This is a genomic window from Nonomuraea sp. NPDC051941, from assembly GCF_044593615.1.
In genome coordinates this window covers 103,490-118,183 of record NZ_JBIUCF010000018.1, presented here as the reverse complement: position 1 = coordinate 118,183, position 14,694 = coordinate 103,490, and the positions used below count along the sequence as shown (strand labels likewise).

Annotated in this window: 11 protein-coding genes; 4 read left to right on the top strand and 7 right to left on the bottom strand. The window is 72.1% G+C overall.

What is annotated here, in order from left to right; all coding sequences use genetic code 11:
• Nucleotides 1–26 precede the first annotated feature (26 nt).
• Complete coding sequence (locus ACIHFD_RS28995) at nucleotides 27–707, top strand: TetR/AcrR family transcriptional regulator (protein ID WP_397369548.1); 681 nt, start codon at nucleotides 27–29, stop codon at nucleotides 705–707.
• A gap of 3 nt (nucleotides 708–710) precedes the next feature.
• On the opposite strand, the gene ACIHFD_RS28990 is transcribed toward ACIHFD_RS28995, so the two are convergent.
• The 3 genes from ACIHFD_RS28990 to ACIHFD_RS28980 all read right to left on the bottom strand — a co-directional run bounded on the left by ACIHFD_RS28990 (nucleotide 711) and on the right by ACIHFD_RS28980 (nucleotide 3,245).
• The gene (locus tag ACIHFD_RS28990; RefSeq protein ID WP_397369547.1) at nucleotides 711–1,250 is read right to left on the bottom strand and encodes a hypothetical protein; all 540 of its coding nucleotides are present in this window, start codon (nucleotides 1,248–1,250) and stop codon (nucleotides 711–713) included.
• Nucleotides 1,251–1,324: 74 nt separating this feature from the next.
• Nucleotides 1,325–1,885: a hypothetical protein gene (locus ACIHFD_RS28985; RefSeq protein WP_355201123.1), complete on the bottom strand. Its 561-nt coding sequence runs from the start codon at nucleotides 1,883–1,885 to the stop codon at nucleotides 1,325–1,327.
• Between the two features lie 73 nt (nucleotides 1,886–1,958).
• Nucleotides 1,959–3,245: an SLC13 family permease gene (locus ACIHFD_RS28980; RefSeq protein ID WP_397369545.1), complete on the bottom strand. Its 1,287-nt coding sequence runs from the start codon at nucleotides 3,243–3,245 to the stop codon at nucleotides 1,959–1,961.
• Between the two features lie 322 nt (nucleotides 3,246–3,567).
• Between ACIHFD_RS28980 and ACIHFD_RS28975 the strand changes: the two genes are divergently transcribed.
• The gene (locus tag ACIHFD_RS28975) at nucleotides 3,568–4,560 is read left to right on the top strand and encodes a histidine kinase (protein ID WP_397369544.1); all 993 of its coding nucleotides are present in this window, start codon (nucleotides 3,568–3,570) and stop codon (nucleotides 4,558–4,560) included.
• The gene (locus ACIHFD_RS28970) at nucleotides 4,557–5,213 is read left to right on the top strand and encodes a response regulator (RefSeq protein WP_397369543.1); all 657 of its coding nucleotides are present in this window, start codon (nucleotides 4,557–4,559) and stop codon (nucleotides 5,211–5,213) included. The genes ACIHFD_RS28975 and ACIHFD_RS28970 overlap by 4 nt, the downstream gene beginning before the upstream one ends.
• A gap of 17 nt (nucleotides 5,214–5,230) precedes the next feature.
• Here ACIHFD_RS28970 and ACIHFD_RS28965 read toward each other — a convergent pair whose 3' ends face one another.
• Genes ACIHFD_RS28965 through ACIHFD_RS28950 form a run of 4 tightly spaced genes read right to left on the bottom strand, consistent with a single transcriptional unit; the run spans nucleotide 5,231 to nucleotide 11,619 of the window.
• Nucleotides 5,231–6,622, bottom strand: a complete 1,392-nt coding sequence (locus ACIHFD_RS28965; protein WP_397369542.1) for a glycoside hydrolase family 28 protein — start codon at nucleotides 6,620–6,622, stop codon at nucleotides 5,231–5,233.
• A gap of 9 nt (nucleotides 6,623–6,631) precedes the next feature.
• Nucleotides 6,632–7,648, bottom strand: coding sequence for a hypothetical protein (locus ACIHFD_RS28960; RefSeq protein ID WP_397369541.1), 1,017 nt, complete (start codon nucleotides 7,646–7,648; stop codon nucleotides 6,632–6,634).
• The gene (locus ACIHFD_RS28955; protein ID WP_397369540.1) at nucleotides 7,624–10,116 is read right to left on the bottom strand and encodes a family 78 glycoside hydrolase catalytic domain; all 2,493 of its coding nucleotides are present in this window, start codon (nucleotides 10,114–10,116) and stop codon (nucleotides 7,624–7,626) included. Before ACIHFD_RS28955 ends, ACIHFD_RS28960 begins: the two co-directional genes overlap by 25 nt.
• A gap of 15 nt (nucleotides 10,117–10,131) precedes the next feature.
• Nucleotides 10,132–11,619 (bottom strand): alpha-L-fucosidase, encoded by a 1,488-nt coding sequence (locus ACIHFD_RS28950; protein ID WP_397369539.1) that lies wholly within the window; start codon nucleotides 11,617–11,619, stop codon nucleotides 10,132–10,134.
• A 135-nt stretch (nucleotides 11,620–11,754) separates the two neighbouring features.
• On the opposite strand from ACIHFD_RS28950, the gene ACIHFD_RS28945 reads away from it, so the two are divergent.
• Entirely contained in the window at nucleotides 11,755–14,679 is a 2,925-nt protein-coding gene (locus ACIHFD_RS28945) for a glycoside hydrolase family 2 TIM barrel-domain containing protein (protein WP_397369538.1), read from the top strand.
• Nucleotides 14,680–14,694: the final 15 nt, after the last annotated feature.

The window sequence follows — 14,694 nt, the reverse complement described above, 5'->3', positions numbered from 1 at the left end:
CGTGATCGACGGCAGTAGGGGGCTCGATGGGTGAGGAGACGACGGCGCGGGAGTGGCGCGTGCTGGGCCGCCCGCGGGGCCGCCCGCCGCGCATCACCCGGCCCGACATCGCCGACGCCGCGCTGGCCGTCGGGTTCGACAACCTGACCCTGGCCACCGTGGCCGACCGCCTCCGGGTTGCCCACTCGGCCCTCTACCGCCACGTGGCCGACCGCGAGGAGCTGGTCATCGTGGCCATCAACCGTGCGATCGGCAAGGCGGACTGGCCGGAGCCGACCGGCGAGTGGCGCTCGGACCTGGAGGCGCAGGCCGGGGCGCTGTGGGCGCTGCTGGAGGCGCATCCCGGCCTGATCAAGGAATTCCTCAAGCTCAAGCGCTTCCCCGACGAGGTGATGCACCGCTTTGGCGCGGCCGTCCAGCGCCTGATCGGCTACGGCTTCGCGGTGGAGGACGCGTTCCTCGCCGTCGACACCGTCTTCGACCTGGCGATCGACGTCTTCGGCAGGGGCCAGCAACTGGACGCGCCCGCGGGCAGCTCCGCCGGCACGGCCAAGGTCCGCGACAGCTCGGCCGACGCCTGGGCCGAGGCGGTCGGCCCGGAGGTGGCGCCCGCCATGCGGCGGGCGCTGTCGGAGCCGGCCTCCGTGTGGTTCAACCGCAAGCTCGGCCTCGTCCTGGACGGCATCGCGGCCGGCCTGGCCCCCTAGGAGTCACAACCAGCTGGCGCGGACACCGGTGGCCGACGCGTCGTCCGGCGGGGTCGCGAGGGCGCCGGAGTGGACGCCGTCGAGCAGGCGGGCGACGGTCTCGACGATCTCCTCGGCACGCTCCCGCAGGCCGGCCACGTCCGCCGGGCTCACCTCGCCGCGGTCCACCCCGACCTCGTCGAGCACGCCCTCCAGGTCGGCCAGCCGTCCACTCAGCCACTTCAGCGGTTCGCCGGAGAGCTCCTTGTCGAACACCCGCCTCCCCGGTTCCCACCCGTCGATGCCGGGGTGATGGTGGGTGCGGTCGAAGCTGCCGGGCGTGCTGTTGACCGACTCCAGCAGGTCCACCCGCCACAGGGGGCGTTCGACGGTGATGGGCCGGGCCGAGTAGATCGACCCGTTCAGCTCGCCGGGATGCAGCTTCCGCAGCTCCAGGCGTACGCCGCGCTCGGCGCCCTCCTGTCCCCTGATCGGGTCGGGGTCGACGAAGTAGATGTCGCTCACCGCGACGCCGATCCGTTCGAAGCCGAAGACATAGAGCATGGGGAACCACTCCTTCATGAAAGCCGGGAGTCGGGACCTTCATGGACGTACCCACTTGAAGCCCGGGCGATCGCTCAGTGGAGCCGGTAGCCGATCTGCCCCGCCGGTTCGGCCGGGCCCCTGCTCAGCAGCAGCGTGCCGAGCCAGATGAGCGCCATGCCGACCGGCGTCAGGGCCGGTTCGAGCAATGCCCCGATCAGCACCGCCACGCCCGTGGCCGTGACGGCCGCGCTCAGCACCGTGACCCGCCGCAGCGCCGCGAGCACGGACGCCAGCGCGACCAGGGCGGCGAAGGCGGCCCCGTAGACGAACGGCTCCCACGCCGCGACGCGCGGGCTCTCGAACCTGTTGTAGAGGTCGACGGCGAGACCGACGACGTTGGCGGCCGTGCTGAGCAGCGCCACCGCCGTGGCGGCGTCCGCCGCCGCCCGCCACCCGCCCGTCACGGGCCCGGCCATGCGGCGCAGCCCCAGGAGCATGACGCCGAACATCAGGAACCCGGCCAGCAGGACCGCGTGCGCGGCCGCCCACCACGGCCCGCCGACGGCATCGGCGCCGGGGAGGCGCGTGAGGAGACTGCCGGCGAGCAGCGCGGCGGGGGCCGCGGTGAAGGAGATCTGGGTGAGGCGGTTCATGAGGCCCACGATGCCTCCTCGGGTCAGGGGCGCTCATCGGTGATCGCCCCTGACTTTCCCCTGATCTCCCCGGTCAGGCGAAGTAGCGCAGCCAGACGTACGCCCAGGCCATCAGCGTGCTGATGACGGTCACGACGATGCCGTACCGAGTGAACTGCCAGAAGGTGATCTTGTGTCCGGAACGCGCCGCGATGCCGAGGGCCACCACGTTCGCGCTGGCCGCCACCGCCGTGCCGTTGCCGCCGAAGTCCGCGCCCAGCGCGAACGCCCACCACAGCGCCTGCCCGGTGCTCGGGTCGGGGATCTGCGCGACCACGCCCTCCACGATCGGGGCGGTCGTGGCGACGTACGGGATGTTGTCGAAGAACGCGCCCAGCACGCCCGAGCCGAACAGCAGCGCCGTCGCGGCGACGAAGTAGTCGTCGCCCAGCGCGCCCAGGGCCCACGTGCCGATCGCCCCGATGACACCTGTGTGGACCAGGCCCGCGACCATGACGAACAGGCCCATGAAGAAGACCAGCGTGGACCACTCGACCTCGCGCAGCACCTCGTGGACGTCCGTGCGCGAGACCATCAGCATCACCCCGGCCCCCACGAGGGCCACGATCGACGGGTCGACGTGAGCCACCGCGTGCAGCGCGAACCCGGCGATCACCAGGCCCAGCACCACCAGGCAGCGGGCCAGCAGCCGCGGGTCGGTGATGGCCCGCCGCTCGTCCAGCGCCATCACCGCCGCGGCGTGCCCGGCGTCATAGTGGAACGACCCGCGGAAAAGCACCCGCGTGAGCAGCACGAACACGGCGAAGACGACCACCACGATCGGCGCCATGTGGACGAGGAAGTCGTTGAACGTCAACCCCGCCCGGCTGCCGATGATGATGTTGGGCGGGTCGCCGATGAGGGTCGCGGCGCCGCCGATGTTGGAGGCCAGCACCTCCGCGATGAGGTACGGCTGGGCGGGGATGCGCAGCCGGTCGCACACCATCACGGTGACCGGCGCGACCAGCATGATCGTGGTGACGTTGTCGAGGAAGGGCGAGGCGATGGCGGTGATCGCCATCAGCATGACCATCAGCCGGTACGGCCTGCCCTGCGACCGCTTGGCGGCCCAGATGGCGAGGTAGTCGAAGACCCCCGTCTGCTTGATGATCCCCACGATGATCATCATGCCGAAGAGCAGGAAGATGACGTTCCAGTCGATGCCTTCGTGCTCGGAGAAGAACACCTCCGCGCCGGGGACCAGGCCCAGGACGGCCATCAGTCCGGCGGCGATGAGCACCACCTTGACCTTGTCGGCCTTCTCGGTGGCGATGAAGAAGAACGCGACCAGGAAGATCGCGAGGGCTACGTATGCGCTCATCCGTCAAGCCCCGGCGGCCCGGACCGGGCGGCGGGGCATGACGATACAAGGCGGGATTGGCGGCACACGACTATCGACCTCCGGGGTCGGAACGGGTTCGGGCTTGGTGAGCCGCCGCTCCAGGATGATCGTCTCGTCGCGCGCGCCGCTTCGAGGACATCCTTCGCGGGCGGCGGCTCCGTCCCAGTCTCGTGGCCCGGGCGGGCCCGGCACCATCGGGTCCAGCACCCATACCGGGAGGGCTGGAGCATGTAGGGACGTCCCGCAGGATGGGGGTCAGGCCGGATCGACAACCGGACCGGGAGACAAAGAGGCTGGTGAAATGACCGACGGGGCGAAGAGGACGACCGGGAGCCCGGCACAGGCGCTGTTCCGGCGGCTGTTCATGATCAACGGGCTGGTGTTCGCGGTGGCCACGCTCGTCCTCGCGATCTCACCGGCCACCGTGTCCGCGCCTCTCGTGCTGGCCGAGGTGCCGGTGCTGATCGTGGGCCTGGCGCTGATGCTGGCCGCCAACGCGCTGCTCCTGCGCCGCAGCCTGGCCCCGCTGGACGCGCTGACCACGCTCATGCAGCGCGTGGACCTGCTGCGTACCGGTGAGCGGCTGACCGACGGCGGCAACAGCGACCTCACCCACGTGATCGCCACGTTCAACGCGATGCTCGACCGCCTGGAGGCCGAGCGCAGCGCCAGCAGCGGCCACGCCCTGGCCGCCCAGGAGGGCGAGCGGCGGCGCATCGCCCGCGAGCTGCACGACGAGATCGGCCAGAGCCTGACCGTGGTGCTCCTCGGCCTGAAGCGGGTGGTCGACCGCGCGCCCGACGACCTGCGCGAGGACCTGCACGGCGTGCAGGAGACCGTACGCGCCAGCCTCGACGAGGTCCGGCAGGTCGCCCGCCGGCTGCGGCCCGGCGTGCTGGAGGACCTCGGGCTGCACGCCGCCCTGAGCGCCCTGTGCAGCGACGTCTCGCAGATGAGCGGGGTCCAGGTGACCCGCGCCGTCCAGCACGACCTGCCCGAGCTGGGCGCGGACGTCGAGCTCGTGCTGTACCGGATCGCCCAGGAGAGCCTCACGAACATCGCCAGGCACGCCCGCGCCACGCGTGCCGAGCTGTCACTGGCCACGCACGACGGGCGGCTGACCCTGCGCGTCACCGACGACGGGCAGGGCGGCGCGCGCCAGGACGGGGCCGGGATCCGGGGCATGCGCGAGCGAGCCCTGCTGATCGGCGCCCGCCTGACCGTCGACTCCCCACCGGGGGAAGGCACCCGCGTCCACCTGACCATCCCGAACGATCGGAGCCCAACGCGGTGAGCACTGCCAAGACCAGGATCCTGCTGGCCGACGACCACGCGCTGGTCCGCCAGGGACTCAAGATGATCCTCGACGCGGAGCCCGACCTGGAGGTCGTCGCCGAGGCCGCCGACGGCGCGGAGGCCGTCGCGGCCGCGTCGGAGGACGCGGTGGACCTGGCCATCCTGGACATCGCGATGCCGCGCATGACCGGGCTCCAGGCGGCCCGCGAGATCTCCCGCCGCGCCCCCGGCATCCGCATCCTGATCCTGTCCATGTACGACAACGAGCAGTACTTCTTCGAGGCCCTCAAGGTCGGCGCCTCGGGATACGTGCTCAAGTCGGTCGCCGACCAGGACCTGCTGGAGGCGTGCCGGGCGACGATGCGCGGCGAGCCGTTCCTGTATCCCGGGGCGGTCACCGCGCTCATCCGCGACTACCTGCAGCGTTCGCGCGAGGGCGAGCGCATGCCCGAGAGCATCCTGACGCCCCGGGAGGAGGAGATCGTCAAGCTGATCGCGGAGGGCAACTCGGCCAAGGAGATCGCGGAGACGCTGGTCATCAGCGTGAAGACCGTGGACCGGCACCGGGCGAACATCCTGCAGAAGCTCGGCATGCGCGACCGCCTCGACCTGACCCGCTACGCCATCCGCGCGGGCCTCGTCGAGCCCTGATCAGGGGCGGAACCGTCTCATCCCCCGGAGTCCACGCGGCGGCCGTTGATCCAGACGTCGCGCAGCACGAGCCCCGTCACGTCGCGTACGACGTCGTCCTCGGCCATCTCCTCGAACACGCTGCCGGTCACCCGCACGCCCTTGATCGGGTTGCCCGGGTTGCCGATCAGGTTGAACGCCCTGGGCGCCCGCCCGGCCCGCAGGCGGCGCACGTCGATGGCGCCCACGTCGGGGAAGTACGGGCCGGTGTCCTTGTTCTCGTAGTTCAGGGCCACCTCGATCACCGCGTCGGCGGCCTGCCCCACCGTGATGTCCCTGAAGTAGACGTCCCTGACGTAGCCGCCGCGGTCGGGGTTGGTCTTGACGCGGATCGCGCGCTCCAGGCGGGGGCTGCTCATCGTGCAGTTCCAGGCGTAGACCCAGCGCACGCCGCCGGTGGTCTCGCTGCCGATCGTCACGCCGCCGTTGCCGTCGCGCATCACGCAGGAGTCCACGAGGACGTTCATGGAGGGCGCGTTCACCCGGCGGCCGTCGGCGTTCTTGCCCGCCTTGATCGCCACGCAGTCGTCACCGGTGTTGAACTCGCACCGCTCGATGAGCACGTCCACGCAGGACTCGGGGTCGCAGCCGTCGTTGTTGGGGCCGTTCGGGCTGTCCACGGTGACCTCGCGGATCGTCACGTTGGTGCACAGGACCGGGTGGATGTTCCACATGGGGGAGTCCTTGACCGTCACGCCCTCGATCAGGACGTTGCGGCAGCGGTAGAGCTGGATGAGGTTGGGGCGCAGGTAGTGACCCTCGCCGAACACCCGCTCGGCCACCGGCACGCCCTGCTCGGCCATGGCGGCCAGCAGGTTCTTGTCGGGACGCTCGGACGGCGGCGGGTCGCCCGACCAGTCCCACCAGTGCGTGGCGTCGGCCTGGCCGTCGATCGTGCCGCTGCCGGTGATCGCGACGTTCTCCCGCTCGTAGGCGTAGACGAACGGGGAGTAGTTCATCAGCTCGACACCCTCGTAGCGGGTGTGGACGACCGGCAGGTAGTCGGCGGGGTTCCGGCTGAACCGGATCGTGGCGCCCGCCTCCAGGTGCAGCTCGACATTGTCGGCCAGGTGGATCGCGCCCGTGAGGTACGTCCCCGCGGGCACGAGCACGCGCCCGCCGCCCGCCGCCGCGCAGGCCGCGATCGCCTGCCTGAAGGCGCCGGTGCACATCGCGGTCCCGTCGCCGACCGCCCCGTGGCGCGTGACGGGGAAGGTGCGGCGGGGGAAGCGGGGCGGCCTGATCCGCCGCCGGATCCGCGGCACCCTGGCCCAGCCGTCCAGGTCGGGGGCCGCCTCCGCGCGCCCGGCCAGCTGGGGGGCCAGCACGGCGCCGGCCGCCACGGCCAGGAAGCTCCTGCGGGACTTCATGGTGCGCTCCTATCCATGGGCCAGGGAGATGCCGCGCCGCTCGACCAGCGTGTGCTCGCCGACCTGGTACGGCTCGACCCGCCGTACCGCCGTGTAGAAGTGGTGGGGCCGCCCGCCGTGGGAGACGAGCGCGGGCTTGTGCGCGTACGTGTCGTCGGCCGAGCCCGGCGGGCCCACGTCGATGAGGATCTCGCCGCTCTTGCGCCAGGTGCGCAGGTCGCGGGAGACCGCGAAGCTCTCCCTCGCGTGCCCGTCGAACGAGAGCCCGAAGTAGAACATCACCCACCAGTCGCCGTCGCGCAGCACGCACGGGTCGGAGGCGAAGCGCTCGTCGAACTCGCCAGGACCGCCGTGCGGGACGACCGGGCCGGGCTCCGGGCGCTCCCAGCGTTCGAGGTCGGGGGAGACGGCGTAGCCGATCTGCTCGCGCCAGCCGTCGTAGGTGCGGTTCTTGGCGTTGTAGAAGCAGTAGTAGAGGCCGTCGTGGCGGAGCAGCCACGACTTGTACAGGCCGCCGCGCTCCCACGCGCCGCCGTCCTGCGGGCGCAGCACCGACCCGACGTCCGCCCAGGTACGCAGGTCGTCACTGGCCACGAACCCGATGACCGCCGCGCCCATCTCCATGCCCGCCTCGGGGTAGGCGTGGTACGTGCCGACCGCCCGGCCGTCCAGCCAGGTCACCTGGCCGGGGGAGTCGAGGCGGTTGTCGCGCACGATCGACGTGAGCGCCGCGTTGTAGCCCCGGTACGGGTGCGCGGAATCGCGCGGCAGGATCACCTCCCCCGGCGTCCACGACACCAGGTCCGCCGATCGGCTCAGCGCGGTCTGGTAGCCGGTCCCGTCGAAGCCGACGTACGTCATCAGGTACTCGCCGGCGTCGGAGCACACGAACGGGCAGTCCACGAAGAGGCTGTCGAACCTGCCCGGCTCCCGTGACCCCTCGACCAGCAGCCTGCCGGCCTTGTGCGGGGTCCTGACGCGGGCGGCGTCGTACGTGCCGATCACCTGCCTGCCCCGAACGTCCACCGCCCGGCCGGCACCTCATAGGCACGGGCCCCGAGCTTGACCGCCGCGTCCGGCACGGCGTGCCGGGCGAGCCCGAGATCGGGCAGCCGCACCTCGGCCGACGAGCCCGGCGGGACCGCCACGTCGAGCGTGAACTCCCCGTCCGCGCGGGTCCAGGACACCTCGACCCCGCCGTACGGGGTCACGGTGCTCGCCCGCACCGACTCCAGGTCGCCGGGCGCGGCAGGCTCGATCAGCAGCCTGCGGAAGCCGTTCGAGCCGGGGGCCTGGCCGATGCCGCCGAGGCCGCGGTAGAACCAGGCGTCGACGGCGCCCAGCATGTAGTGGTTCTGCGACAGGCCCCTCGTCGGCCCGTCCCACGCCTCGGTGAGCGCGGTGGCGCCGTGCCGTACCTGGTAGCCGTAACTGGGGTGGCTCGTCGAGGTGGCGAACGCCCACAGGGCGTCGTGCCGTCCCGCGCGGCCGAGCACCCTGAACAGGGCGGGCAGGGCGATCTCGCCGACCGTGATGCCGCCGCCCGCCACCGCCTCGGAGATCCGGTCCAGCACCCGCTCGTCCGTGATCACGCCCATGTCGAGCGCCAGGATCTCCGACGCCTGGCTGCGGGAGCCGGCGAAAGTACGGGAGAACGCCGCGGTGATCTGCTCGGTCAGGGCCCGGTAGCGCTTGGCGTCGTCGTCGCGGCCCAGCACGCCGGCGGCGCGGGCCAGCGTGCCCGCGGCCCGCCAGTAGCCCCAGGTGGAGACCAGCGGGACGGGCGTCGAGTCGTCCAGTCCGATCCAGTCACCCAGCCCGTGGCCGAGGACGCCGTCCTCGGCCTTCGACGTGAGGTAATCGACGTAGCGGCGCATCGCGTCGTAGTGCGTCTCCATCGCCGACGGGTCGCCGTACCAGCGGTAGAGCTGCCACGGGATGCGGACGATCGCGCCGCCCCAGTTGGGGTCGTCCCTGAAGGGCGCGTCGAACACCAGGAACTCCGGCGCGATGTCCGGCGCCAGCCCGTCCCCGGTCTGCGCCTCGGCGATGGTGACCAGCAGCTCGCGGTAGTAGGCGGCCACGTCGTAGTTGTAGGCGACGACGTCGAACAGCAGGTGGGTCTGCTCCAGCCAGCCCAGCTTCTCCCGGTGCGGGCAGTCGGTGAGGACGCTGTACATGTTGCCCCGCACCGCGCGGTCGATGATCGTGTGGATGTCGTTGACCAGGGCGTCGGAGGTCTCGAACGCGCCGGTGGGAGTGTTGTCCGCGCGGAGCACGAGCGCGGTCACGGCCTCCGGGCCGACGTGTTCGGGCAGGCCCTGGACCTCGACGTAACGGAAGCCGTCGTAGCGGAAGCTCGGGTGCCAGGTCTGCGGGCCGTCCTTGGTGACGTACGTGTTGAAGATCGGCGCACCGGTGGTGGGCTTCGACTGGATGACCCGGCCGTATTCGTCGAGCTGGTCGCCGGGCACGAGCCGCAGGTGGCGGCCGGCCGGGAGGTCCAGGCTCAGCTCGGCCCAGCCCGCGACGACCGTGCCGACGTCGAAGACCGGCGTGCCGTCGGTGGCGGCGAGCCTGGCGGTCGCGGGCAGCCGTTCGGTGACCCTGATGGGCGGGCAGGCGCGCGACCTGAGCACGTCCTTCGTGCCGGGGACGACGGTGGCGGGTCGCCAGGCGGAGGCGGTGCGGCGGGCGTCGTGGTCCTCGCCGCCGTACCAGTGGGAGCGCACGGTCGGGCCCTCGGCGGCCCGCCAGTCGGGGCCCGTGACGAACCGGCCGAACGAGCCGTCGGCGTAGTCCAGTTCGAGCTGCGCGATGGCCCGCGGGGCGGCCTTGGAGCCGAAGAACTTCATGTACCGGTCCTGGTGCGGGAAGACGTGCGCGATCCCCGGGCCCAGCTCGACGCCGAGCGTGTTGCGGCCCTCGCGCAGCAGCTCGGTCACGTCGTGGGTGGCGTACACGACACGCCTGGTGAAGTCCGTGTACGGCGGCTCCAGCACGGCGTCGGTCACCGGCCCGCCGTTGACCGTGGCGACGTAGACGCCGAGGCCCGCCACGTGAAGCCGGGCGCGGACGACCGGCTGGGCCAGGACGAACTCGCCCTTCAGCAGCGGCAGCGGCCTGCCCTCGCCCGCGCGCGGGTTGCCCTCGTCGTGCCAGTCGGGGTGGGTGATCCACGAGGCCGTCCAGTCGTCCGGGCTCAGCAGGCCCAGCTCGAAGCGGGCGGGCGGGCTCCAGCCGGACCATCGGCCGTCGCCGTCGCGGATCCGCACCCGCCAGCGCGCCGCCGTCCGGGAGGTCAGGGGTCGCCCGTCGTACACCAGGCGCTGGTCGGCCGACTCGACCTCGCCGGTGTCCCATAAGTCGGGCTCGACCCGTACGTGGTAACCGGTCTGCGTCGTGGCGCCGGTCAGCTGCCAGCTGAGTGTCGGGCGGGTGATCTCGATGCCGAGGGGGTCGATCAGGTCGCACGTTCGCAGGTTGGTCGCCATGGCAGGGGCTCCAGGTCAGGTGATTTTGAGCATGTACGCGGCTTTCGTGGGTGGCGTCGGGGGCAGGTCGGCATACAGGGCCTCCTCGGCCGGCCGCCAGGCGACGGGGCCGTGGCCCAGGAGCTCGACCCGGGCGGGGCGGCGCTCCAGCAGCCCTTCGCCGGTGCCCATACTGGTGATCGCGGCCGTCCCCTCCTCCGGCCAGGCGAGCAGCGTGGCGTACACCGCGTCGCCGCGCCGGGTGAAGCGGATGTCGCCAGGCCGGTAGGCGCGGTCGGCCTCGTTGTAGCCCTCGTACCCCTTCGTCTCGCCCAGGCCTGTGGCGCCCTCGGCGGCGCGCTTCCACGGCGTCGTGCCGTACACGCCCTCGCCGCACACCCGCAGCCAGTCGCCCACCTCGCCCAGCAGGGTGCGGGCGTGCGCGTCCACGGTGCCGTCTGCGCGCTGCGGGATGTTGAGCAGCAGGGTGCCGTTCTTGCTGACCACGTCGATCAGCGTGTGCACGACCTGCTGGGACGTCTTGCGCGGGTGGAACATCGGGTCGTCGTCCGAGCAGTCGAACCACTCGCCGTCGCTGGTGTCGAACTGCCAGGGGTACGGCTGCGCCGCGTCGAGCTGGCGGCGTTCGCAGTCGAGGACGACGGCGGTGCGGTCGGCGTCGGGGACGTCCTTGACGGTCACCAGGCCGCCGGTCGGGCAGGTGTTGTAGTAGTGGGCGAGCAGGTCGAGACCGCGCGTGCTGACCGGCTCCGACTCGACCACGCTGCCCGCGTCGAACGGCAGGCGGCCGTCGTCGAGATAGACCAGGTCGGGGCGGTAGCGGTCGATCGCCTCGCGCACGCGGGCGTAGAAGCGGTCCGCCACCTGGGGCGGGGGCTTGGCGCCCGGGGCGTGCCTGGCCGGGTAGAGCTCGGCCGGGTCGAGGCCCTCCCACCAGGTGCCGGCGCCGTCGCCCTTGGTCAGCCCGCCGTCGTGCGGCCGGCCGGTGGCCGGGTCGGCGCCGTGCGCGACGTCGAGCCAGCGCCAGGTCCAGTTGTTGTGGAAGCTGAGCCCGAACGGCAGCCCGGCCGCGCGGGCCGCCCGCTCCCAGGCGCCGACGATGTCGCGTCGCGGGCCGACGCGGGTGGCGTTCCAGGCATGCTGCCCGGAGTCCCACAGATCGAAGTTGTCGCAGTGGGCGGCCAGGGCGACGAAGTAGCGGGCGCCGCTGGAGACGTACAGGTCGATCAGCTCGGCGGGGTCGAAGCGCTCGGCGCGCCAGCGAGGGAAGAGGTCCTTCGCGCCGCCGACCCGGCCGAAGTGGGCGTGCTGGCGGTCGGCCCTTCGCCGCTCCCAGGGTTCGGAGCAGGGCTGCATGCCGTAGAGGTGGCGGGCGTACCAGTCGCCCGAGCTCGCCACGGACTGCGGGCCCCAGTGCGACCAGATGCCGAACTTGACCTCCCCGAACCACTCGGGGATGCGGTGACGGCGTAACGATTCCCAATCCGGCAGAAACCCTCTCAATGGGCACACCTACCTTATTGAAACGATTTACGCATGATATATTTATTCAACCCCTGATGTCAATGCATATTGAGCATGGCGGGCGGGAATCTTCGCGTATAGGGTTAAAACGTTTTGTCTCGGAGGGACGTGCGGATGGTCGATTTTCATGAGGACCCCGGGCCGGGCTCCGGGCGGCGGGCGGCACGCGCGGACTTCCTCTCCGACGCGCCACGCCTGTCGCTCAACGGTCAGTGGCGCTTCCGGCTCTCCGGCACGGCCGAGGGCACCGGCCCCTCGCTGCCCGACCCGGCGCTCGACGACGCCGGTTGGGAGACGATCCGGGTGCCGTCGCACTGGGTGCTGGAGGGGTACGACCGCCCGCTCTACACCAACACCGCCTACCCGTTCCCCATCGACCCGCCGCACCTGCCCGACGGCAACCCCACGGGCGACTACCGCCTCCGCTTCGACCTGCCCGAAGACTGGCCCGACGGCCGGCCGGGCGGCAGGGCCGTGCTGCGCTTCCAGGGGGTGGACTCCTGCGGCACGGTGTGGCTGAACGGCTCGTTGCTCGGCCACTCGAAGGGGAGCAGGCTGCCGTTCGAGTTCGAGGTCACGGGGCTCGTCCGGCCGCGCGGCAACCTGCTCGCCGTACGCGTGCACCGCTGGTCGTCCGGCAGCTACCTCGAGGACCAGGACATGTGGTGGCTGCCGGGCATCTTCCGCGACGTGGAGCTGCTGGCCCGCCCCTCCGGCGGCATCGACGACTTCACCGTCCGCGCCTCCTACGACGCCTCCGACGGCGCCGGCACCCTCCTCGTCACCGCCGACGCCGCCGGCCTGGTCGAGATCCCCGAGCTGGGCCTCGCGGTCGCGACCGGGGAGGAGGTCACCGTCCCCGGCGTCGAACCGTGGAGCGCGGAGCGCCCGCGCCTCTACCGCGGCACCCTCACGGCGGCCGGGGAGACGATCGACCTCCCGATCGGGTTCAGGACCGTCGAGATCGCCGGCGGGCGGCTGCTGATCAACGGGGCGCCGGTCCTCTTCCGCGGCGTCAACCGGCACGAACACCACCCGGAACGCGGCCGGGCCCTCGACCGCGACACCATGATCCGCGACATCGTGCTGATGAAGCGGAACAATGTCAACGCCGTCCGCACCGCCCACTACCCGCCGCACCCGGAGTTCCTGCGGCTGTGCGACGAGTACGGGCTGTGGGTGGTGGACGAGTGCGACATCGAGACCCACGGGTTCATCTACGCCGGTTGGGAGGGCAACCCGCCGGCCGAGCCGATGTGGCGCGACGCCCTGCTCGACCGGGCCCGGCGCATGGTCGAGCGCGACAAGAACCACCCCAGCGTCGTCATCTGGTCGCTGGGCAACGAGAGCGGGAGCGGGCCGGCGTTCGGCGACATCGAGCGGTGGATCCGGGCCCGCGACCCCGGCCGGCCGCTGCACTACGAGCGCGACCCGAGCTACCGGCACTCCGACTTCCACAGCCTCATGTACCCGTCGCTGGACGACCTGGAGCGCATCGGGCGGCGCGAGGAGGACCCGCCGGACGGGGTCGTGCCGGGGTCGGCCGACGACGTCCGCCGTCGCGGGCTGCCGTTCCTGCTGTGCGAGTACGCCCACGCCATGGGGAACGGGCCCGGCTCCCTGGCCGACTACCAGGCGATCCTGGAGTCGTACGAGCGGTTCTGCGGGGCGTTCGTGTGGGAGTGGATCGACCACGGGCTGGCGGGGCACGACGCGCAGGGACGCCCGTACTTCCGGCACGGCGGGGACGTCGACCACCAGCCGAACGGCGGCCGGTACTGCCTGGACGGGCTGCTGTTCCCCGACCGCACGCCGTCCCCGGGGCTGGCGGAGCTGCGCAAGGCGATCGAGCCGGTCGGGATCGCGGTGGACGTGGGGGCGGGGGAGGTGGTGGTCGCCAACAAGCACGACCTGATCGACCTCGGCCACCTGGAGTTCCGGTGGTGGGTGGAGGTGGACGGCGTCCCTGCGTCGAAGGGCGGGGTGCTGCGGGTTCCGGGGTGCGGGCCGCGGGAGACGGTGCGGGTGCCGTTGCCGGAGGTCGCGGTCGCGGGGGACGGCGAGACGTGGATCACGATCGAAGCCGCGCTCGCGACCGCGACCGGCTGGGCGCCGGCGGGGCACGTGGTCGCCTTCACCCAGTCCCGCCTCGGCACCGCCCCCCACCGCCGCCCGCCGGCGACCCTCGCGGGCAGTGCGCCGGGTGGCGGGTTGCGGTTGGGTGGGGCGGTGTTCGAGCCCAGGACAGGGCGGTTGGTCCGGCTGCACGGGGTCGAGCTGGACGGGCCGGTGCTGGACGTGTGGCGAGCCCCGACCGAGAACGACCGCGGCCAGGGCCCCAGGAACGCGCTCGCCGCCGACTGGGAGGCCGTGGGGCTCGACCGCTTCCTGCACCGGACCGTCGCCCTCGAAAGCCCGGACGACCGCACGCTGGTCGTCCGCGGCCGGAGCGGCCCGGCCACCCGGACCCTCGGCTTCCTCACCACGTACACCTGGCAGTGGCGCGACGGCGCGCTGCACCTGCGGATCGAGGCCGAGCCCGTCGGTGACTGGCACGACACCGCCTACGGCCACCTGAACGTGAGCCCGCCGCGCATGGGCGCCAGGTTCGCCCTGCCCGGCGGCTACACCGACGTCACGTGGTTCGGGCGGGGCCCGGGCGAGTCGTACGCGGACAGCCGGGACGCCGCGCGGGTGGGCCGGTACGCGCTGGCGATCGACGCGCTCCAGACCCCGTACGTGGTGCCGCAGGAGAACGGCAACCACGTCGAGACCCGCTGGTTGGAGCTGTCCGGCCCGGGGCTGCCGACCCTGCGCGTGGACGGCGAGCCGCACCTGGACTTCACCGCCCGCCGCTGGACCAGCGAGGCGCTGCAGGCGGCGGGCAGGCCGCACGACCTGCGCGACTCCGGGCGCGTCTGGCTGAACCTGGACCACGGGCAGCAGGGCCTCGGCAGCGCCTCCTGCGGCCCCGCCCTGCCCGAGCGGTACCGGCTGCCGGTCCGCCGCCACTCCTGGTCGATGACGTTGACCGCCTGAGAGGATGCTGATCAC

What these genes read in the sequence shown, in the direction of transcription:
- ACIHFD_RS28975 (WP_397369544.1), top strand. Translation starts at nt 3,568, where the DNA reads ATGACCGACGGGGCGAAGAGGACGACCGGGAGCCCGGCACAGGCGCTG.
- ACIHFD_RS28965 (WP_397369542.1), bottom strand. Translation starts at nt 6,622, where the DNA reads ATGAAGTCCCGCAGGAGCTTCCTGGCCGTGGCGGCCGGCGCCGTGCTG.
- ACIHFD_RS28995 (WP_397369548.1), top strand. Translation starts at nt 27, where the DNA reads ATGGGTGAGGAGACGACGGCGCGGGAGTGGCGCGTGCTGGGCCGCCCG.
- ACIHFD_RS28990 (WP_397369547.1), bottom strand. Translation starts at nt 1,250, where the DNA reads ATGCTCTATGTCTTCGGCTTCGAACGGATCGGCGTCGCGGTGAGCGAC.
- ACIHFD_RS28985 (WP_355201123.1), bottom strand. Translation starts at nt 1,885, where the DNA reads ATGAACCGCCTCACCCAGATCTCCTTCACCGCGGCCCCCGCCGCGCTG.
- ACIHFD_RS28945 (WP_397369538.1), top strand. Translation starts at nt 11,755, where the DNA reads ATGGTCGATTTTCATGAGGACCCCGGGCCGGGCTCCGGGCGGCGGGCG.
- ACIHFD_RS28955 (WP_397369540.1), bottom strand. Translation starts at nt 10,116, where the DNA reads ATGGCGACCAACCTGCGAACGTGCGACCTGATCGACCCCCTCGGCATC.
- ACIHFD_RS28980 (WP_397369545.1), bottom strand. Translation starts at nt 3,245, where the DNA reads ATGAGCGCATACGTAGCCCTCGCGATCTTCCTGGTCGCGTTCTTCTTC.